This is a genomic window from Pseudomonas sp. B13(2017), assembly GCF_002113245.1.
GTDB lineage: Bacteria > Pseudomonadota > Gammaproteobacteria > Pseudomonadales > Pseudomonadaceae > Aquipseudomonas > Aquipseudomonas putida_Z.
The window spans coordinates 115035-135614 of the sequence record NZ_NEJX01000018.1 but is presented as its reverse complement, the minus strand read 5'-3'; the positions used below and the strand labels follow the sequence as shown (position 1 = coordinate 135614).

Here is a 20580-nt window from a genome sequence, read left to right as displayed (position 1 = left end):
CGTGCAGGAAGGCAACACCACGACCATCACCGGCACCCTGAGCCACCCAGCGGGCCAGGCGTTCACTGTCACCCTGAGCAACGGCCAGACCCTGAGCTTCGCCAAGGACGCCACCACCGCGACCACCGCACCGTTCGTGGCGCAGAGCGATGACGTATTCCGTGATGGCGAAACCCAGACCATCAGCGTGACAAATGCAGGCAACCACAACTTCGAAAACCTGAACACCAGTGCCACCACGACCCTCACGGTCACCGACACCATCAACACCGTGACGGTCGTGCTGAGCGCTTCGCCCAACCCGGCAGCCAAGGGCCAGGAGGTGACCTACACGGTCAATCTGGAAGCGCCGGCTGGCATGAGCGCAAGCAACCATGGCGGCCTGACCATCAAGCTGGACAATGGCCTGACCATCATGGTGGCGGCGGGCGGCACCACCGGCACGGTGAAAGGTGCCATTCCCGACGGTGTCTTCGTGGGTGGTGGCAGCGTGTCCGTGGGCATCGACCAGATCACGCAGAATGGCACGGGTAGCAAGGTGTTCGAGAACCTGGTCCCGGGCGCCAGCGTTGCGGTGGGCATGACCAATGCCACGCCAACCATCACTTCGGGTGCCGCGCTGGTGTCCGAGGAGGGGCTGATCGGCGGGAACAAAGACACCGTCGGTTCACCAGCCGACCAAAGCGACAGCAAGTTGTACGCTGGCAAGCTGACGGTCAGCGATATCGATACGCCGTCGGCCAACCTCTCGGTCAGCCTGGCAGCACCATCGACAGCGCTGACGTCCTCTGGCCAGAGTGTGCAATGGGCGTTGTCCAATGGCGGCAAGACCCTGACCGGCACGGCCGGTGGCAAGGACGTGATCGAAATCAGGATCGACAACGCCGGCAACTACACCGTGGAGCTGAAGGGGCCGCTCGACCATCCGAACCAGGCGGCCGAGGATGTACTGTCCCTCAACGTTGGTGTCAGCGTTTCCGACGGCAGCACCTCATCGACCGGCACGCTGACGATCAGTGTCGAGGACGACAGCCCGACCTTCGCCACCAGTGACAATGCCGGCATGTGGAACACTGTCGGGTACACGGCGGTTGGCGACACGCACTTCCTGGCGGGCGGTGATGGCGTGGGCACGCTGAAGTTCGGCACCATCGTTGGCCTGCCTTCGGGCTGGAGCAGCAAGGCAACGGATGCAAGCGGCACCACGGTGGAAGTCTTCGACGGTACCACGAAGGTGTTCACGCTTGCCTTGGGAGCGGATGGGCACTACACCGTCACCCAGAACGCCGTGCGCGAAGGTAGCCGAGATACGTTCAACCTGGAAAGTTTGAAATCCGGGAATACCTCAACCCTGCCTGTAACGTTCAACAGTGGCATAACGGCCACCTTCGAAGCCTTGGCCAGTGCTACAGGGAAGCCGACGATCAACGTCGGCAATGGGCTGGGGGTGGGTAACAACCACTTCTCTGCCAACGAAAAGTTCTCCGTGGCGTTCACCGATGCCCTGCAGCACGCCGTCTCGATGAAAGAAGTCACGCTAGGCATTGCGCGGCTTCAGGTCAGCGGTGACGTCAATATCGTCGCCTCCTACAAGGACGCCAATGGTGTTGTGCATGAAGCAACGAAGACGTACACCATCACCTCTGGCTCCGAGGCCATAAAGATTCTGGCCAGTGACTTCGCGGGCCTTGCCGGGCACGCCTTCGACACGATTACCCTGGCGGCCCCGAGCAAGAGTACGCTTGACACCACCTTCACCAAACTGACCTATGTAGAGGAGAAGCCTGCCAGCGACCTGAACTTCACGGTCCATGTCATCGGCACCGACCACGATGGTGATTCGGCAAGCAGCTCGTTCGTGGTGACATCCCATGGTGACGCAGCCTCGTCGGCGTCGATGAGCGCGATGTCGCTGATGGCGAGCGACACATCGGACAGCGCCTCCACGTCCCTGCTTGGCAGCGAGGACCACATCGTGTTCGTGGGGGCAGGGGACAGCACCGTCACCGGCAGCAGCGGCATCGCCGAGTCCTTTGTGTGGACGGCAGGTGATACCGGCCATGACGTGGTCAGGAACTTCAATGCTGAAGAAGGCGACCGCCTGGACCTGAGTGCCCTGCTGCAGGGCGAATCGCTGTCGGCCATCGACAGCTACCTTAAGATCACCACGGTCGATGGCGAGTCGACCTTGCAGGTCAGCACCCAGGGCAAGTTCACTCCCGGCGGTGACACCAGCAGCGCTGACGTGTCGATCAAGCTTGAAGGTGTGAACTGGTCGAACACCACGGTCAGTTCGCTGGTCAGTGGTGGTGATCCAACCATCAAGATCGACCACTCCGGGCAATGAGCCACGCCCCGCGGCGGCCTGTTTCGATGAAGGGCGTGACGCTCAGGCTGTAGGCCGTCAGAGTGGGCTTGCCGATGGTGAGTCAGGTGTCTTCTGTGGTTATTGCTGAATCAACTTAAGTTTCTCGACTGCCTGTGCTGGCCCATTCGCGGGCACGCCCGCTCCCACAGGATCTTCACAGTACTCAAGACTTGCACAGTACCTGTGGGAGCGGGCGTGCCCGCGAAAGGGCCAGCACAGGCAACACACCTCTCATGGCTTGGCGCAAAGTCCGGGTCTCGCTAGACATCTCCCACAGGTTTTACTGCAGGGTCACCGGCTTCATGCCATCCGGCAGCTTTTGAATAGCTGCCTCCATCCGCGCGATCGGTGCCGCGAGTTCGTCCGCTTCCTTGTCCTTGCCCTCCCTTCTCAGGCGATCACGCTCAAGGCGCAGGTTAAGCAAATTCTTCTGCAGCTTCAGGGCCGAGGTATTGAACGGATCCATGCTTTTCTCACGCTGTAGGCATCCGTGCCGTTGTAGGAAAACTGGACCGTAGCAGCTCGAATTTGCTGGAGAAACTGATGTTTCATACAGGCAAATCTCACTGCTTCGATTCTTCCTACATTGCGAGGTAAAAGATCCTACAAGCCGCATTTCAAATCGTGTCTTTCAAATTCGCCTAAACACCGCGCGGTAGCTGGGCACAACCGGTTTTCGACAATGCAGGCCCTCGACGCGGCTCAAACCAGGGCCTGCCGCTCCTTTCGAAACCTTATGTAGCAATTGCCGCCCCGCAAGCTACAGGTGGTCCGCATCCACCACCGCCTGGGTGAACGCCTGCGGCGCTTCCTGCGGCAGGTTGTGGCCGATGCCGCCGCTGATCAGTCGGTACTCGTACTTGCCGGTAAAGCGCTGCGCATAGGCTTCGGCTGGCGGGTGCGGGGCGCCGTTGGCGTCGCCTTCCAGGGTGATGGTCGGTACGCCGATGCTGGGGAAGCTGGCCAGTTTGGCCTCGAGCGGGTCGTAGCGCGTTTCGCCTTGGGCCAGCCCCAGCCGCCAGCGGTAGTTGTGCACGGTGATCGCCACCTGGTCGGGGTTGTCCAGGGCCTTGGCGCTGCGCTCGAAGGTGGCGTCGTCGAAGGCCCACTTGGGCGAGGCGGTTTGCCAGATCAGCTTGGCGAAGGCATGGCGGTTCTTTTCATAGCCGGCCTGGCCGCGCGCGGTGGCGAAGTAGTACTGGTACCACCACTGCAACTCGGCACTGGGGGGCAGGGGGGCCTTGGCGGCTTCCTGGCTGCTGATCAGGTAGCCGCTGACCGATACCAGTGCCTTTACCCGCTCTGGCCACAGCGCCGAGACAATGTCGGCGGTGCGTGCGCCCCAGTCGAAGCCGGCGAGCACGGCACGCTGGATATGCAGCGCATCCATGAAGGCGATCACGTCGCTGGCCAGTGCCGAGGGCTGGGCATTGCGTGGGGTTACCGCAGACAGGAAGCGGGTCTGCCCGTAACCACGTACGTAGGGCACCAACACCCGGTAGCCTTTTGCCGCCAGGGCGGGTGCAACTTGCTCGAAGCTGTGAATGTCATACGGCCAGCCATGCAGCAGGATCACCACCGGGCCATCGGCCGGGCCTTGCTCTACGTAAGCCACATCGAGCACGCCAGCGTTGACGTGTTTCAGCGGGCCAAAGTCATCCGCCGCTGCGGCGGCTGGCTGGGGCTGCTGTGGTGCAGCCGTGGCCATGTTCGCCGCCAGCAGGCCAAGTGGCAGCAGGGCACAGGCGAGCAGCGTACGGCTGAAGCGGCGTGGCAGGGCGGTGGTCGAGTGGCGGGCAGACATTGGGCATCTCCTTGGCGAAGCCATCGGTGCGGGTTGATGGGTGCCAGTAAAGATGACGGCTGTATCGCGGATGTGTCCGCTCGGCCCGTAGGAAACGTTCTTGTGTATCAGGTCTCAATTTGTACACATGAAGATACAAACACCGGTTGGCAGCGGGTTTTGCCGCTTCTGCTACGATCGATAAGTTTTCCCGGCCAAGGAGAGGCCCATGCATTACGTTGTGATTGAACCTCACCGCAGTGAGTACCCGCGGCCCATCCGCTTCGCCAAGGGCACCTTGCTGAACATTGGCCCACGTTACGAGGGCGAGCCAGGTTGGCAGGACTGGTACCTGTGCACCTGCACCGGCCAGGAGCCCGGCTGGGTGCCGGCCCAATTGATCGAGCGGCTCAGCGTGTGCCAGGGCAGGGCGCTGGACCACTACTCGGCGCATGAACTGGATGCCGACCCAGGGCAGTTGGTGCAGATGGTGCGCCCGCTCAATGGCTGGGTCTGGTGCAGGCGCCATGGCAACGACGAGTACGGCTGGTTGCCTGCGCAGAAGCTTCAGCAACTGACTTGATATACGCGTTCGCTCCAAGTACGCAGCTCTTGTGGGAGCGGCCTTGCGTCGCGAAAGGGCCGCAAAGCGGCCCCGGCAATTTTGCGGGATGCATCGAAACCCTGGGCCCGCTGCGCGGCCCTTTCGCGACGCAAGGCCGCTCCCACAAAAGAACCGGTGCCTCACATCTGATCCGCTTTTTTTCCATAAACCTGAATCTGTAACGGTATCAGCCCAAGCCCGACAATATGCCCATTCCCGCATCACACTTGTAGAGGTTCCAATGGGCAAGCTCGCGCTATTCCTGGGTGGTTTTCTGCTGCTGACCATTCTGATCGGTATTCTTGGCACCATTCCGCCAAGCTGACGTTAACCACCTATATCCCTCGCGGCCTGCCTTTCCTTCGGGCGGGCCCATTCCTCTTTATTGTTGGCCGATTCACCCTACCGATTTGTACGATAAGTCGTTCTTTGCACTGGGAAAACTGTCCACAAAAAACGTGGGTAGGTCTGTGGATAAAGTGCTGCAAGCCAGGCCCGCGGCGGGCTCTGTTAAATTGAGCAGAATTTGAACAGCCGTTTCAGGGCGTTGTTTCAGTAGGCCAGGCCGGCGCGGCGCAAGGCTGCCAGCAGGTCGCGTACCCGCGCCGGCAGCTCGCCGGCGGGGTACACGGCATGCATCTGCGGGTCCTGGCCGTTGCTGGAGGTCAGGCGGTACTGCGGGCATACCCGCACCAGTCGCCCGGCCTTGACCTGCGCTTCGCCGACCCAGGCGGCCAGGCGGGCGATACCGGCGCCGGCCAGGGTGCTGTGGTACACCGCGTCACCTGAGTCCAGGCGCAGCCTGGGCCTGGGGCGCAGGCTGGTGATCTGGCCGTCGCGGCAGAAGTGCCAGGCCTTGAGGATGCGCGGGGCAGTGTGCAGGATCAGCGCGTGGCCTTCGAGGTCCTCGGGTTGTTGTGGCGTGCCGGCCAGGGCCAGGTATTCAGGGCTTGCATACAGGTGGCGCTGGTAATCCCACAGTGGGTAGCCGATCAGCTCGCTCGACTGCGGAAAGGCACCGCGCACCACGAAATCGAACTTGCCTTGCAGCGGGTCCAGGGCCCCGTCGCTGTACTGCACGTCCAGGGTTACCTGGGGGTGGCAGCGGGAAAACTCTGCAAGCACCTGGGGCAGTACATGTTCACCCAGTACCTGCGGCACGGCGAAGCGGATCCAGCCTTGTGCACTGCCGCTGAGCGCGGCCAGTTCGTCGGCGGCATCACGTTGCACATCCAGCAAGCGTTCGGCGTGTGGTAGCAGGCGCTCGCCGGCTTCGGTCAGGGTCACGGCATTGGCGTTGCGGTTGAGCAGTTTGCTCCCGGCGTTGTCTTCCAGGGTTTGTACCGCGCGGGTGACCGCGCTGGGTGAGCGCCCCAGGGCGCGTGCGGCGGCGACGAAGCTGCGCTTGTGCGCCACGCTGACGAACGCCTGGATTTCCCGCAGCATGTCCAATGCCATTGCCTGCTCCTCGTTGCAGTTTTTGCAATATGGCATTTCAACACAAGCGCGGCACTTTGATTAGCCTTGCAGGCGTCTTCACTGCCTGGAACCGCGTCATGATGGATATCGCTGTGCTTTCCGTGTTCGCCTTCGCCGCAGGGCTGATCGACGCCGCCGTGGGTGGCGGTGGGCTGATCCAGATCCCGGCCTTGTTCAACGTGCTGCCCACCGCGCAACCGGCGGCATTGCTCGGTAGCAACAAGCTGGCGTCGGTGTGTGGCACGGCCTTCGCTGCGCGTTCGTTCATCCGCAGGGTGACGCTGGACTGGGGGTTGATCGTGCCGGCTGCGCTCAGCGCCTTCGTCATGTCGTTCGCCGGTGCCGCCACGGTGTCGCTGGTGCCGCCCAGCGTGATGCGCCCGGCGGTACTGGTGCTGATCGTGCTGATGGCCATCTACACCTTCTGCAAGAAGGACTTCGGCACGCTGCACAAACCCACAAGGATCGGCCGCAAGGAGCAGTGCCTGGCGGTGCTGATCGGTGGCGCGATCGGCTTTTACGATGGCCTGTTCGGGCCGGGCACCGGCAGCTTCCTGATCTTCCTGTTCATCCGCTTCTTCGCTTTGGACTTCCTGCACGCCTCGGCGTCGGCCAAGGTGGTGAACATCGCCACCAACCTTGCGGCACTGGTGTTCTTCGTGCCATCGGGCAACGTGCTGTACGCCATTGCCTTGCCCATGGCGGCGTGCAATATCCTCGGCGCGCTGACCGGTACCTGGCTGGCGGTGCGCAAGGGCGCGGGCTTTGTACGCGGGCTGTTCCTGGTGCTGTTGTGCGTGCTGATCGCCAAGTTGACGTGGGACTTGCTGGCCGGCTAGCTCACATCACCTGGCGTTGCGGCTCGGCCTGCTCGACGCGGTTGCGGCCATGGGCCTTGGCTCGGTACAGCGCCTGGTCGGCGCGCGCCAGCAGTTCGTCGAGGGTGGGGGCCGGCATGTCGGCGGCACAACCGGCCAGGCCGATACTCACGGTAATTTGCAGGTGTTGGTCGGCCTGCACCACATGCAGGTCCTGCACGGCGCGGCGCAGGCGTTCGGCAGTGAACTTGGCCCGGTCTGGTGCCAGGCCTGGGAGGATCACGACAAATTCCTCGCCGCCCAGTCGGGCGAACAGTTCGCCATCGTGCAACTGGTCCTGCAGGGTGCCGGCGAACTGGCGCAGCACCTGGTCACCGACCGCATGGCCGTGGGCATCATTGATCGACTTGAAGTGGTCGATATCCAGCATCATCAAGGTCAGCGGCAGCGCCTGGGCGTGTTGCTGGCGGCTTTCCAGCAGCGCGTTGGCGCGGCGGGTGAAGGCGCTGCGGGTGAGCACGCCGGTGAGGTGGTCGATGGTGGCCTGATGCGCCAGGCGGGCCATCAGGCTGCGGTTGGCCTGGCTGACGCAGGCCACCACCAGCGGCCCGAGCACCAGCATGGCGATTCCCAGGCGCGCCGACATCAGCGTGGTTACCCCGGGCTCGCTTTGCGGCACGCTGAAATGCATGAGGTTTTGCGCCACCGCCACGATCAGCGTGCTGCCGGCGGTGAGTGTCAGCAGTGAGACCAGGAACGGTGAATAAGTCCAGGCGCACCACAGTAGCGCGGCAATCGGGAAGGCAATGGCCCCAGGGCCGCCGAAGGCAATGCTGGACGCCAGCGAGGCCAGCAGCATCAACAACGGCGCCAGGCGGATGGCCTGGGCGCCACCGCGCACCAGGGCTCGCGCCGAGGGCGCCGTCAGCAGCACTGGCAGCACCAGCACGCTGGTCGAGAACTGTTCACTGAACCAGGCCAGCCAAGTGGCGCGCAAGGACTGTTCGAACCACGGCGCGGCCATTGCCGCCGCCATGCTGGCCGCCACTATCGCCCCGGCGGCACAGGCGCCGAACACGCTGAGCACGCCGTGGGGGGTACGCATGCGCCGGTGCAGGCGCGGCAAGCGCGAGAGCAGCAGCCAGAGGGTGACCACCACGCCCAGGTTGCACAGGTTGAACCACAGGGCCGGTACCCAGGCGCTGCCACACAGCAGGTCGGCGCCGACCATGGCCAGCCAGACCAGGGCAAAGCCCGTCAGCGTGGCCTGGCGGGGGTAGCGCAGCAGCACGCCGGCCAATACCGCGTTGACCGGCCAGAACAGCGACAGGGATTCGATCGGGCGGGCCAGGATGCCGCCCAGCGTCAGGGCGAAGGTCAGGCCGAGTAGAACGACGTAGTGCAACAAGCGCGATTGGGCTGGAAAAACCATGGGCTCGACCGGCAAAGCGGAAACGAAATCCAGGACAACGGCTTGAAGCACCTGGGGCAATTGCGCATAAGTGTGTTTCGTCAGAGGACTTGATGTCAATCTGCCGCGATCGGTCGAGATAATGCCAAATTGCCTTCATTCAAGATGTGTCACCTCACAGCCCGAAGAACCACGGCACCATCAACACGGTTACCAGCATCACCAGTACGGTGAACGGCACGCCGACTTTGACGAAGTCGGCGAAGCGGTATTGTCCCGGGCCCAGTACCAGCGTGTTGACCGGCGATGACACCGGCGTCATGAACGCCGCCGAGGCGGCCAGCGCCACGGTCATGGCAAACGGGTAGGGCGACATGCCCAGCTGCGTGGCGGTGCTGACGGCCACGGGGGCCATCAGTACTGCAGTGGCCGTGTTGGAGATGAACAGGCCGATCACCGCCGTGACCGCGAACAGGCAGGCGAGGATGGCGCTGGGGCCGGCACCGCCCAGCACGCTGACCAGGCCGCCCACTGCCAGGTCGATGCCGCCGGTTTTCTGCAGTGCTTGGGCAAAGGGCAGCATGCCGACGATCAGCACCAGGCTTTGCCAGTGGATGGCCCGGTAGGCGCTGTTCATGTCGATGCAGCGGCCTGCGCCCATCAGCAGGCAGCCGATCAGCGCGGCAATCACATTGGGTACTACGCCGGTGACCATCAGCCCGACCATCACCGCCAGGCTCAGCAGCGCCTGTGGTGCGCGGGTGCGGGCGGGCGCGACCATGTCGATTTCCGCGGGCAGGCTCAGTACCAGGAAGTCCTTGGGCTTGCCTTGCAACTGGCGCACGGCTTTCCACGGGCCGACTACCAGCAAGGTGTCGCCCAGGCGCAGCTTTTCTTCCACCAGCTGTTCTTCGATCGCCACCTGCTCGCGGCGCAAGCCCACCACGTTGAGGTCGAAGCGAGTGCGGAAGGCCAGTTCGAGGATGCTCTTGCCGAGCAGTTTCGAGCCTGGTGGCAGCAATACTTCGGCCATGCCCAGCTCCTGGGACTGGTCGATGAAGTAGGCGGCCTTGAAGTGCAGCGGCTCCAGTTGCATGGTCTGGCACAGGCTGCGCAGGTCGTCGCGGTTGGCGAACAGGTCGAGCAGCAGCACATCGCCCTGGTGCAGCACGGTGCTGGAGTCGGCGGCGATCACCCGCGTGGTGAACTTGTGCTGGCGCTCGATACCGATCACGTTGGCGCCATGCCGGGTGCGCAGCTCCAGCTCGCCCAGGGTATGACCGATCAGCGGCGAGTGGGGGCGGATGCGCAGGCGCCGTTCGCGGCCGTTGAGCTTGTAGTCCAGCACCAGGTCCAGCAGGGTGCGGCGGCTTTCCACGCGGCCGTCCTTGCGCACTTCGCCATTCAGCCAGTGCCGGGTCAGCAGCATGTAGCCGATGCCCAGCACCAGTACCACCAGGCCGAACGGGGTGAAGCTGAAGAAGCTGAAGCCCGTTTCGCCATGGCGCACCAGTTCGCTGTGCACCACCACGTTGGGCGGTGTGGCCACCAGGCTGAGCATGCCGCTGATCAGGCCGGCGAAAGCCAGCGGCATCATCAGGCGGGCGGGTGATAGCTGCAGGCGTGCGGCGATGCTCAGCACCACCGGAATGAAAATGGCCACCACGCCGGTGGAACTCATCATCGAACCCAGCCCCGCCACGGCCACCATCAGCAACACCAGCAGGCGCGCCTCGCTGTTGCCGGCCCGCTCGCTCATCCATTCGCCGATACGGTAGGCAATGCCGGTGCGCACCAGGCCTTCACCGATCACGAACAGGGCGGCGATCAACACCACGTTGGGGTCACTGAAACCGGCCAGCGCCTGCTCCACGGTGAGGATGCCCGACAGCGGCAGGGCGAGGATCACCAGCAGCGCGACCACGTCCATGCGTGGGCGGTTGATGACGAACAGGGTGATGACGATGGCCAGCAGGCCGAGGACCCAGAGCAGCTCTTGGTTCATGGGGAGGGGGTGTTCCTTCACACGGGGGCACGATAGACAGTAGCAGCCAGTGTGCCGGATTGCGGTGAAGGGGGTATTGATGTGCTGCAACAAAAAGGGCCGCTAGGCGGCCCATCGCTGGTAAGCCAGGCTCCCACAATGACTGCGCATGGCTTGAGGTCAATGCGGTCGAGGTGGGAGCTGGCTTGCCGGCGATGGGCTGCGCAGCAGCCCCTCAGGTCACCGGATCAGTGACGGTGACGGCGGTGCTTGCCGTTGTTGTCGCCCAGGTGGTTGCCGATGGCACCACCGGCTGCGCCACCCAGGCCAGCGCCCACGGTGGAGCCGGTCTTGCCGCCTACCGCGCCACCCAGCAGCGAACCGCCGGCCGAACCCAGGCCACCGCCGATGGCGGCTTCGGTACGGTTGCCCTTGCGTGCACCTACCGCACTGCCGGCTGCGCCGCCGAGGCCGGCGCCGATGGCCGCCCCCGTTTTGCCGCCGATCTGTTGACCGACAACGTTACCCAGAACACCACCCAGGCCACCGCCAATGGCGGCGGTACCGTCACCGGCGAAAGCGCCCTGGCACAGCAGCAGGCCGAGGGCAAGGGAAGGCAGAGTCAGACGCATGATACGAACCTCAAAGGAATCATCAGGTTAAGGTGCCGCGCAACGGGCGGCTGGCCAGGGTTGAAAAAGACGCTTCAGCGGTAGTAGCGGTCACCACGGTATTGACGATTGTCATCATCGTCGTCGCGGTCATGCCGATGGTGGTGGCGATGGCCACGATCGCGATCACGGTCACGCCAGCCATCGTCGTCGTCATGGTAGCGATGGCTATGGCACCCTGCGATCAGCAGGACAACGGCAATCAGCGAAAGGCTTGCAAGACGGGTCATCACGATATAGGTCCTTGATCCGCAAAGGTTTACGGCACACCCTCTGAGACTGGAAAGGATCCATTTGGTTTCGCTGGCAGGCAAAAATTTGTCGTGCCAGCGATGAGCGGCGGGGAAAATGTGGAATCAGTGGGTTGGCTGAATTGCCAGCACCACACCGTTGGTGATCTGCACCAGCACGTAGCGCCCCCCCATGTTTACCCAGTGGCTCTCCTTTTCCGGCGCTGGCAGGCCCTTGGTTTTCCAGTCCTTGATTGCCTGGTCATCGCGTTTGTACTGGTCGGGTGCCTTGTCGCCGACCTTGAGCTCGCGGTTGTGGGTTTCTGGCGCGGTGATGCTTTCTTCGCCGGAGGGGGCTGCGGTGGCAGCGAGGGGCAGGCAGGGAAGGGCGGCGAACAGCAGGTAGTGCAATTTCATGACGTTCTCCTTGTGGCGGAATGCCTTATCTGCGACAGCCACCTGCGCGTGACAATTCACTCGCGATGCTTGCCAGTGCTAGAGTCGCCTTCTTTTTTACCCTGAGGATGGAACATGCGTGCGATTCTGCCGATGGCCGCGGCGCTGATGCTGGTCGGTTGTGCTTCTGCGACCATGGAAACGGCCCGCGGCGGCAAGCCGACCGCGCAGCTCGACTCGCACAAGGCGCCGGAACTGGTGGCCCAGTGCATCCAGTTCAGCTGGCAGGAAGAGAAGGTGTTCGGCGACGACGCCAGTGGTTATCTGGAACCACGCAAGCAGGGTGGGTTCACGGTGTATACCCGTGAAGCCGAGGCGTTCGTGGATGTATACCCGCAGGCGGGTGGGGCGCGGGTGGATTACTACGCGCAGAAGAACGACGGTGTGGCCCTGCAGCGCCGGGCGGCAGCGGCGACCTGCCTGTAACGGCTGGCGACTTGGCAGGGGCTCTGTGGGGTCGGGTGGGAGCGGGCGCGCCCGCGAACACCGGCGTAGCCGGTGCCAGCCACCGCGTTGTTTCTTCGCGGGCACGCCCGCTCCCACAGTGACCGCGCCAGCTTTACAATTTTTAGCAAGGCAGTCCTGTCGCCGGGAGATTGGTGGAGGCTAGCATGAGCCCCCACGAATCAAGGAAGACACCATGGACCGCTCACTGCAACTCAACCGCGCCAGCTGGGATGAACGTGCCCCGCTGCACGCTGCTTCCAACGACTACGAAGTCGAACGGCTCGTCCAGCATCCCGAACACCTTTCCGAAACCGTACGCTTCGACCTGCCGTTGCTTGGCAATATCGACGGACTCAACGCCGTCCACCTGCAGTGCCACATCGGTACCGATACCCTCTCGCTGGCGCGCCTTGGCGCCAAGGTCTGTGGCCTGGACTATTCCGCGGCTTCGCTGGCCGAGGCGCGGGCGCTGGCCCAGCGCTGTGCGGCACCCATCGCGTATGTCGAGTCCGATGTCTACAACGCCGACAAGGTGTTGCCGGCCGGCACGTTCGACCTGGTCTACACCGGCATCGGCGCGCTCTGCTGGCTGCCTCGCATCGAGCCGTGGGCGCGTACAGTCGCGGCCCTGCTGAAGCCGGGCGGGCGGTTGTTCCTGCGCGACGGGCACCCGATGCTGATGGCAGTCAACGAAGACCACCAGGACCGCCTGCAACTCGAATACCCGTATTTCGAGCACGAAGAACCGACGGTGTGGCACAACGACCAGACCTACGTCGAAACCGAGCAGCGCCTTTCCCACACCGAAACCCACGAGTGGAACCACGGCCTGGGCGAGGTGATCAGCGCCTTGCTGGCCCACGGCCTGCAGCTGACCGCCCTGGTCGAGCACCAGAGCATCCCCTGGGAGGCGCTGCCGGGGCAGATGGTCAAGGGCGACGACGGTGAATATCGCCTGCGCGAGCAGCCCGCACGCCTGCCCCTGAGCTACACCCTGGTTGCAGTAAAAGCCTGATCAGGACAGGTAACCACCGTCGACATTGAGTGCGGTACCGGTGGTGTAGCTGGAAGCATCGCTGGCCAGGTACAAGACGGCGCCGGCCATTTCCTTGGGGTCGGCCACGCGCTTGAGCGGGATCTGCTGCAGCGCGGCATTGAGGATGGCGTCGTTCTTCACCAGTGCCGAGGCGAACTTGGTGTCGGTCAGGCCTGGCAGCAGGGCGTTGCAGCGGATCCCGAACTGCGCGCACTCCTTGGCGAAGACCTTGGTCATGTTGATGACTGCCGCCTTGGTCACCGAATAGATGCCCTGGAACAGGCCGGGTGAAACCCCGTTGATCGACGCCACGTTGATGATGCTGCCGCCACCATGCTCGCGCATCAGCTTGCCGGCCTCGACCGACATGAAGAAGTAGCCACGGATGTTCACGTCCACGGTCTTCTGGAAAGCCCCTGGGTCGGTATCCAGTACGTTGCAGAACTGCGGGTTGGTAGCGGCGTTGTTGACCAGGATGTCCAGCCGCCCGAATTGTTCGCGGATGCCGGCGAACACTTGCTGGATCTGCTCCAGTTCACCGATGTGGCAGGCCACCGCCGTTGCCTTGCCACCGGCGGCGATGATGGCGTCAGCCACCTGCTGGCAACCGTCGAGCTTGCGGCTGGACACGATCACATGGGCACCTTGCTGGGCCAGCAGGTGGGCGATGGCCTCGCCGATGCCACGGCTGGCGCCGGAAACGAATGCAATCTTGCCGTCGAGGTCGAACAGGTGGGTCTTGGACATGCTGTTTTCCTTGTTATCCGTCGTCGAGGTCGGGGCTCAGAGGCTGGACTTGGCGATGACCTGCAAGGTCATCTGCTCCAGCAAGCGGTTCATGTGGATGAACTGGGCGAAGCGCTTGTCCTGGGTCTGGCCGTGGTAATAGCGGTAGTAGATCTGCTGGACGATGCCGGCCAGGCGGAACAGGCCATAGCAATAGTAGTAATCGAAGTTGTCCAGGCGGATGCCGGCGCGCTCGGCGTAGTAATCGACGAACTGGCGGCGGGTGAGCATGCCCGGTGCGTTGCTCGGCTGGCGACGCATCAGCTGCACCGGCGCCGGGTCGTCGGCCTCGATCCAGTAGGCCAGGCTGTTGCCCAGGTCCATCAGCGGGTCGCCGAGGGTGGCCATTTCCCAGTCCAGCACACCGATGATGCGCATGGGGTTGTCGGCATCGAGGATTACGTTGTCGAAACGGTAGTCGTTGTGCACGATGCCGGGCCGCGGGTGGTCGGCGGGCATTTTCTCGTGCAGCCACGCGGTCACCTGTTCCCAGCGCGGGGCGTCAGGGGTCAGGGCCTTTTCATAGCGGCTGGTCCAGCCCTCGATCTGGCGCTGCACATAGCCTTCCGGTTTGCCCAGGTCGGCCAGGCCGCAGGCGTTGTAGTCCACCTGGTGCAGTTCCACCAGGCGGTCGATGAAGCTTTTGCACAAGGCCTCGGTGCGGTTGGCGTCAAGGTCCAGCTCGGCCGGGATGTCCGAGCGCAGGATGATGCCCTTGACCCGTTCCATCACGTAGAACTCGCCGCCGATCAGGCTGCTGTCGGTGCAGTGCACATAGGCCTTGGGGCAGTAGGGGAAGCCGCTGTTGAGCTGGTTGAGGATGCGAAACTCGCGGCCCATGTCGTGGGCTGACTTGGCCTTCTGCCCGAACGGTGGACGGCGCAGCACGAAGTCGCGGCCCGGGTAGCTGACCAGGTAGGTAAGGTTGGAGGCGCCGCCAGGGAACTGGCTGATGCTCGGCAGGCCATCCAGGCCGGGGATGTTGGCTTTGAGGTAAGGGTCGATGACAGCCGCGTCGAGTTCTTCGCCGGGGCGTACCTGGGTGGACTGGTCGGTGAGCGTCATGCGTTTTCCTTATTCTCGATCGCAAGGACTATTGGCTAATCTAATGGTCCGCCGGGGATGGGACAAGCGTGCCAGATGCCATATAGGTGAGGGTGTTGCTGCCTGATCAACTGCCTTGATGAAGCGACTGCCGCTATCGCCGGCAAGCCAGCTCCCACAGGTACAGCGACAACCTCGAGAGCAACGCTGTACCTGTGGGAGCTGGCTTGCCGGCGATAGGGTCCGAACAGGCGGGCAAAAAAAAACCGAAGCCGGTCAGGCTTCGGTTTTTTGATCATCCGCTATTTCCAGCCCTCAGGACGGGAACAGCTCGCTGAGCTTCATCGACAGCATCATGTCGCCTTCAACGCGCAGCTTGCCGCCCATGAATGCCTGCATGCCGTCGGTTTCGCCGCTGACGATACCCTTCAGGGTTTCGCTGTCCATTACCAGGGTGCAGTTGGCATCCGGGTTTTCGCCTTCCTGCAGATCGCAGGTGCCGTCCTTGACGATCAGCGCGTAGTGCTTGTCTTCGTCGGTGATGTTGAAGCCGAACACCAGGTCCAGGCCGGCGGCAGCGGATGGGTTGAACTTCTCTTGCATCTTTTTGACGGCATCAGCTACGGAGGTCATGGCGCATTCCTTATAGAGTGATTTACACGTCCCCGCAGGGACACAACAAGCCGGGCTCATCGATAGGTGACAAGCTCCGGCGCCCTCAACAGCTGCACATGGGCCTGGCTGTTGAAGGAAGCCAGTGCCACGTCGCGGCCGCGGAACTTCAGCTGGCTGAGCGACGTGTTGATTATCTGCCAGTTCAGCGCGAACGCCTGGCCGGGGGTAATACGGGTAACCAGGTGGAGCAGGGCGGCAATGGTGCCGCCCGAGGTGAAGATAGCGATATTGTCGCCGCTACCGGCGGCATCCAGTACGCGCTGGAGGCCGCCTTGCACGCGGGTGGTGAACGCCTGCCAGGTCTCCAGGCCATTGTCGGCATGTTCGCCATCGTGCCAGCGCTGCACCATCAGTGCGAACAGGCGCTGGAACTCGCTGCGGTGCTGCGCGCCATTGCGCAGGATGTGCAGGGCGTTGGGCTCCTGCGGCAGCAGCCCGGGCAACAAGGCGCGGATCACACCATCGGCATCGAACTCATTGAATGCTGCATCGGTCTCAACAGCCGGCACCGGGCAGCCATTGGCGTGCAATGCATCCAGGGCCAGGCGCGCGGTATCCTGCTGGCGGCGCAGGTCGCCTGCCACGCAGCGGTCCAGCCTTACACCGAGCTGGGCCAGGTGCTCACCCAGGGCCTGGCTCTGGCGCACGCCCACGGGCGAGAGGACATCGTAGTCATCGGCGCCGAAGGAGGCTTGGCCATGTCGGATCAGGTAGAGGTTGCCCACGAAAGGTTCCGGCCTGTTGGAGGTTGCTGCGAGGTTAGGATGCGGCACACGGGCTGTCAACGAAAAAACATACAAGCGTTTGAAAAGGTTGTTTGAAAGGTGTTGCCAGCGTTTGCCACGGCTGGCAGCACCTCAGGCGCAACGGTATGCTTGCTACAGTTACGCGCCGTAGTGGCGCAAGTCTTTAAGGAGTCAACGTGGAGTTTCTTGCTGAATACGCAAGCTTTCTCGCCAAAACCGCCACCCTGGTCATCGCCATCCTGATAGTGCTGTCGGCCATCGCCGGGCTGCGCGGCAAGGGGCGGCGCAAATCGGGTGGGCAATTGCAGGTCACTCGCCTGAACGAGTTCTACAAGGACCTGCGCGAGCGCCTGGAATCCGGCCTGCTCGACAAGGCCCAGCTCAAGGCCTTGCGCAAGCAGCAGGCCAAGGCGGAAAAGCGGCAGAAGAAGGGCAAGGCCGAGGAAAAGGGCCGGGTCTTCGTGCTGGATTTCGATGGCGACATCAAAGCTTCTGCCACCGAAAGCCTGCGCAACGAAATCACTGCGCTGCTGACCCTCGCCACCCCGCGTGACGAAGTGGTGCTGCGCCTGGAAAGCGGTGGCGGCCTGGTGCACAGCTACGGCCTGGCCGCATCGCAGCTGGCGCGCATTCGCCAGGCCGGCATCCCGTTGACCGTGTGCATCGACAAGGTGGCCGCCAGCGGCGGCTACATGATGGCCTGCATCGGCGAGAAGATCGTCAGCGCACCGTTCGCCGTGCTGGGTTCCATCGGCGTGGTGGCGCAGCTGCCCAACGTCAACCGCCTGCTGAAGAAGCACGACATCGATTTCGAAGTGCTGACCGCCGGTGAATACAAGCGCACCCTGACCGTGTTCGGCGAGAACACCGAGAAGGGCCGGGAGAAGTTCCAGGAAGACCTGGACATCACCCACCAGCTGTTCAAGGACTTCGTTGCCCGCTATCGCCCGCAGCTGCACATCGACGAAGTGGCCACCGGCGAAGTCTGGCTGGGCGTCGCGGCACTCAACCGCAAGCTGGTAGACGAGCTGCAGACCAGCGACGAGTACCTCAGCGAACGCGCGCGCAACGCCAACCTGTTCCACCTGCACTACGCCGAACGCAAGAGCCTGCAGGAGCGAATCGGCATGGCTGCCAGTGGCACCGTGGAGAACACAGTGGTGGGCTTGTGGAGTAAACTCGGCCGCCTGCGCTAACACCTTGAACCCGTTGAAATTTTTTTTCGTTCAGGGGGTTGCAAGGTTAAAGGAATGAAGACATAATGGCGCCCATCGAAACGCAGCAAACTTTGAAAAAGGTTCAGCGTTTCAAGGAGATAGCGAAGCGCAAGCTGCTAGATCCGACCTTTGAGGCCGAGTAGCAAAGTGGTTATGCTCCGGATTGCAAATCCGTCTACGCCGGTTCGATTCCGACCTCGGCCTCCACCATTCGAAAGCCCCGCAGATTAACGTCTGCGGGGTTTTTATTTGTGGGTTGAAAAAAACTACGAGTTCCGAAACTGCAGGCACACAGATGGGATGGAGGGTCGGGTTGGTTGTGGGCCTGGTAGGTCGTGAATAGCGTTCGGATGAAGTCGCCTAGTGCGCTGATGTAAGCAATTGCCTTAGAATGCTCGCCTTGCACCCCTCAAAGGAATGAATACGTGGTGAGCAATAACGCAATCTGCTGCCCGCAATGCCAAGGTCAAAACGTCCAGCTTCTGTCTATCATCCATGCTGCTGGCACTTCTCACATACAAGCAACCCACCAAGCGCAATCCCAATCCGGATTCGGACCAAGCGTGACCGTTGAAACTTCAGGTCGGCATCAGACCAATTTGGCGGCAAGCGTCGGTCCACCTCCAGGTAAGCGCTTGCTTGGCCCGGTCATCCTTACAGGGGTTGGCGCAATCATCTTGTACGATGGCCTCAAGCTTATGAACACGTTCTGGGGCGTTGATTGGACCAGGTTCTTCATAGGCGCGATATTTATCACCGTCGGTGTAATTGGATTCGTTCGCCACTGGAAATTCAACGTCGCACAGTACGACAAATTGGAAGAGTGGCGCCGCACTTGGATGTGCCACGCTTGTGGCACTCGATTCATTCCGTAAACGGTATCGAGAGGGCACCTGCGGGTGCCTTTTCTTTTGGCAGAGCTGTTCAGTATTGCGCTAGAGGAGGGGAACGATGCCGGACGCTATCGTCCCATGGCATCCCTATCAGCGAACCCTTGATCAGCCGCGCCCATATGGTCTGAAACAGATCGTCCAGCATGAAAAAACCATGTTCCATGAAACGAGGGCCGCAGCAATACTGCGGCCACGGACGATCAAATGCTGCGTGTTACGCCGCCATCGACCCTGATGTTCTGCCCGGTGATGTAGGCCGCGCCTTCGCTAGCAAGGAACGCAATGGTCGCAGCGATTTCTTCGCTGGTGCCGTAGCGCTTGAGCGGCACGCTGTCGCGGCGTTGCTCGGTGCTCGGCAAGCTGTCGATCCAGCCAGGGAGGACGTTGTTGATGCGCACGTTATCGCCGGCGAAATTGTCGGCGAAGATCTTGGTGAACGCGGCAAGGCCCGAGCGGAATACAGCAGAAGTCGGGAACAGCTCGCTGGGTTCGAACGCCCAGGCAGTGGAGATGTTGATGATCACTCCGCTCTTCTGACGCTGCATGTAAGGCGTCACCAGGCGAGTCGGGCGAATGACATTGAGCAGGTAAGTATCCATGCCCTTGTGCAAATCCTCGTCGCTGATTTCCAGGATTGGCGCGCGTGGACCATGGCCGGCGCTATTGACCAGCACATCGATACGGCCCCACTTCTCCACGACAGCGTCGACCAGGCGTTGCAGGTCTTCAACCGACTGGTTGCTACCGGTTACACCAATACCGCCGAGTTCGGCAGCCAACGCCTCGCCCTTGCCCGACGAGGAGAGAATCCCAACCTTGAAGCCGTCGGCGGCCAGGCGTCGTGCTGCCGCTGCGCCCATGCCGCTGCCACCTGCCGTGATAATCGCAACTTTTTCTACTGACATGCTGCCTCCAATCTCTCAGTGTGGATTTTTCAGGTGCATTCACCTTAGCAGCAGGCCTATTGGCGAGGGAGACAGCTAAACTTCACTATTGCGATAGATTAACTATCGACAGCTTGTTGCTTGAGCCAGTGTTGGACGACGCTCAATGAGTCCGGCTGTTTCATCTTGCGTGGCCAGACCAGATAAAACGACTTGTCGACCCTGAGTTGCTGGGTAAAAACCTGCATCAGTCGGCCTGCGGCAATGTCATCACCGACGAATGCAGGGCTGGCCAAGGCAATGCCCTGGCCGCTGATTGCCGCTTCAATGGCCAATGAGGTCTGATTGAAGCGCAGATTTCTGGCGGTGGGTTGCAGGTGATGCGGGAACAGCTCTGCAAGGAACTGAGGCCAGAAATTATGGGCATCGTGCAACATGACGAAGTCCTGCAACTGCGCAAAGCTGGCAGGTATTTCGCTGCCTTCGAACAGCCTTGGGCTGGCCACCGCAACGATTCGCTGCTCCATCAGCAGCTCGCTATTCAAACCTGCTCCGAACTCGGGCTTGCCATAGCGGACAGCGATATCCACACCATCGGTGCTGAAGTGCGACAGCCGGTCGGTTGCCAGCACACGCAAGTCGATGTCTGGGTGGCTCTGCGCAAAATTGCCCAGCCTGGGAATCAGCCATTTCGAGGCGAAGGTAGGTGTAACGCTGACTGTCAAGTGAGAAGTCTGTGGCCGAAGCAGGCGTGTTGCCTCGTCGATCATGGCCAGTGCACTGCGAATGCTTCCGCTGTAGCCCAGGCCCGCATCAGTCAACGCCAAGCCACGGGGCAGGCGTTCAAACAAACGCAGATCCAGGCTCGCCTCCAGCCCACGTATCTGCTGGGCAACTGCCGCCTGGGTCACGCCCAGTTCCTCGGCAGCCACACGGAAGTTCAAGCGGCGAGCCACCACTTCAAAAACACGCAACGCGTTCAGCGAGGGCAAATCAGGGAAACCGTCTGGCATGGCAATCAAGATTCTATCGAGTTCGGCAATTGTTC

General features: G+C 62.2%; 20 protein-coding genes and 1 tRNA gene. 7 read left to right on the top strand and 14 right to left on the bottom strand.

Going from position 1 to position 20580, the window contains the following annotated elements:
• Positions 1-2347 (top strand): immunoglobulin-like domain-containing protein (locus CAG44_RS21600; RefSeq protein ID WP_143516025.1); only part of this gene is annotated, 2347 nt, incomplete at its 5' end.
• A gap of 301 nt (positions 2348-2648) precedes the next feature.
• Here the strand turns inward: CAG44_RS21600 and CAG44_RS21590 are convergent.
• Together CAG44_RS21590 and CAG44_RS21585 are read right to left on the bottom strand one after the other, a co-directional pair.
• On the bottom strand, positions 2649-2834 hold the full coding sequence (locus CAG44_RS21590) for a hypothetical protein (protein WP_025339711.1): 186 nt from the start codon (positions 2832-2834) through the stop codon (positions 2649-2651).
• A gap of 294 nt (positions 2835-3128) precedes the next feature.
• Entirely contained in the window at positions 3129-4172 is a 1044-nt protein-coding gene (locus CAG44_RS21585; RefSeq protein ID WP_085590794.1) for an alpha/beta fold hydrolase, read from the bottom strand.
• Between the two features lie 208 nt (positions 4173-4380).
• Between CAG44_RS21585 and CAG44_RS21580 the strand changes: the two genes are divergently transcribed.
• Positions 4381-4734, top strand: a complete 354-nt coding sequence (locus CAG44_RS21580; protein ID WP_085590796.1) for an SH3 domain-containing protein — start codon at positions 4381-4383, stop codon at positions 4732-4734.
• 573 nt (positions 4735-5307) lie between these two features.
• On the opposite strand, the gene CAG44_RS21575 is transcribed toward CAG44_RS21580, so the two are convergent.
• On the bottom strand, positions 5308-6213 hold the full coding sequence (locus CAG44_RS21575; protein WP_085590798.1) for a LysR family transcriptional regulator: 906 nt from the start codon (positions 6211-6213) through the stop codon (positions 5308-5310).
• A gap of 98 nt (positions 6214-6311) precedes the next feature.
• Here CAG44_RS21575 and CAG44_RS21570 point away from each other — a divergent pair, with 98 nt between their 5' ends.
• Complete coding sequence (locus CAG44_RS21570) at positions 6312-7073, top strand: TSUP family transporter (RefSeq protein ID WP_025339707.1); 762 nt, start codon at positions 6312-6314, stop codon at positions 7071-7073.
• 1 nt (position 7074) lies between these two features.
• On the opposite strand, the gene CAG44_RS21565 is transcribed toward CAG44_RS21570, so the two are convergent.
• The 5 genes from CAG44_RS21565 to CAG44_RS21545 form a co-directional block, all read right to left on the bottom strand.
• On the bottom strand, positions 7075-8499 hold the full coding sequence (locus CAG44_RS21565) for a GGDEF domain-containing protein (protein WP_085665217.1): 1425 nt from the start codon (positions 8497-8499) through the stop codon (positions 7075-7077).
• A gap of 139 nt (positions 8500-8638) precedes the next feature.
• On the bottom strand, positions 8639-10468 hold the full coding sequence (locus CAG44_RS21560; protein ID WP_085692950.1) for an SLC13 family permease: 1830 nt from the start codon (positions 10466-10468) through the stop codon (positions 8639-8641).
• A 227-nt stretch (positions 10469-10695) separates the two neighbouring features.
• Positions 10696-11079: a glycine zipper domain-containing protein gene (locus CAG44_RS21555; protein WP_025339704.1), complete on the bottom strand. Its 384-nt coding sequence runs from the start codon at positions 11077-11079 to the stop codon at positions 10696-10698.
• Between the two features lie 74 nt (positions 11080-11153).
• Positions 11154-11348: a hypothetical protein gene (locus tag CAG44_RS21550; protein ID WP_085692949.1), complete on the bottom strand. Its 195-nt coding sequence runs from the start codon at positions 11346-11348 to the stop codon at positions 11154-11156.
• A 126-nt stretch (positions 11349-11474) separates the two neighbouring features.
• Complete coding sequence (locus tag CAG44_RS21545; protein ID WP_025339702.1) at positions 11475-11765, bottom strand: RcnB family protein; 291 nt, start codon at positions 11763-11765, stop codon at positions 11475-11477.
• A 114-nt stretch (positions 11766-11879) separates the two neighbouring features.
• Between CAG44_RS21545 and CAG44_RS21540 the strand changes: the two genes are divergently transcribed.
• Positions 11880-12230, top strand: a complete 351-nt coding sequence (locus tag CAG44_RS21540) for a hypothetical protein (protein ID WP_016498900.1) — start codon at positions 11880-11882, stop codon at positions 12228-12230.
• Positions 12231-12444: 214 nt separating this feature from the next.
• Positions 12445-13266 carry a bifunctional 2-polyprenyl-6-hydroxyphenol methylase/3-demethylubiquinol 3-O-methyltransferase UbiG gene (locus tag CAG44_RS21535; protein WP_085692948.1) on the top strand — a complete coding sequence of 274 codons (822 nt, stop codon included), beginning with the start codon at positions 12445-12447 and terminating at the stop codon, positions 13264-13266.
• Here CAG44_RS21535 and CAG44_RS21530 read toward each other — a convergent pair whose 3' ends face one another.
• From CAG44_RS21530 to CAG44_RS21515, 4 genes are all read right to left on the bottom strand, one after another.
• Entirely contained in the window at positions 13267-14034 is a 768-nt protein-coding gene (locus tag CAG44_RS21530) for an SDR family oxidoreductase (RefSeq protein ID WP_015270905.1), read from the bottom strand.
• Positions 14035-14070: 36 nt separating this feature from the next.
• Positions 14071-15138 (bottom strand): phosphotransferase family protein, encoded by a 1068-nt coding sequence (locus CAG44_RS21525; protein ID WP_085590812.1) that lies wholly within the window; start codon positions 15136-15138, stop codon positions 14071-14073.
• 294 nt (positions 15139-15432) lie between these two features.
• Positions 15433-15750, bottom strand: coding sequence for an SCP2 sterol-binding domain-containing protein (locus tag CAG44_RS21520; RefSeq protein WP_003257405.1), 318 nt, complete (start codon positions 15748-15750; stop codon positions 15433-15435).
• Positions 15751-15806: 56 nt separating this feature from the next.
• Positions 15807-16517 carry a histidine phosphatase family protein gene (locus CAG44_RS21515; RefSeq protein WP_025339697.1) on the bottom strand — a complete coding sequence of 237 codons (711 nt, stop codon included), beginning with the start codon at positions 16515-16517 and terminating at the stop codon, positions 15807-15809.
• Positions 16518-16714: 197 nt separating this feature from the next.
• Here CAG44_RS21515 and sohB point away from each other — a divergent pair, with 197 nt between their 5' ends.
• Entirely contained in the window at positions 16715-17734 is a 1020-nt protein-coding gene (sohB, locus tag CAG44_RS21510) for a protease SohB (protein ID WP_023662815.1), read from the top strand.
• A 154-nt stretch (positions 17735-17888) separates the two neighbouring features.
• A tRNA-Cys gene (locus tag CAG44_RS21505) sits at positions 17889-17962 on the top strand.
• Between the two features lie 886 nt (positions 17963-18848).
• Here CAG44_RS21505 and CAG44_RS21495 read toward each other — a convergent pair.
• Positions 18849-19553 (bottom strand): SDR family oxidoreductase, encoded by a 705-nt coding sequence (locus CAG44_RS21495; RefSeq protein WP_085692947.1) that lies wholly within the window; start codon positions 19551-19553, stop codon positions 18849-18851.
• Between the two features lie 98 nt (positions 19554-19651).
• Complete coding sequence (locus tag CAG44_RS21490) at positions 19652-20545, bottom strand: LysR substrate-binding domain-containing protein (protein ID WP_025339684.1); 894 nt, start codon at positions 20543-20545, stop codon at positions 19652-19654.
• Between the last annotated feature and the right edge of the window lie 35 nt (positions 20546-20580).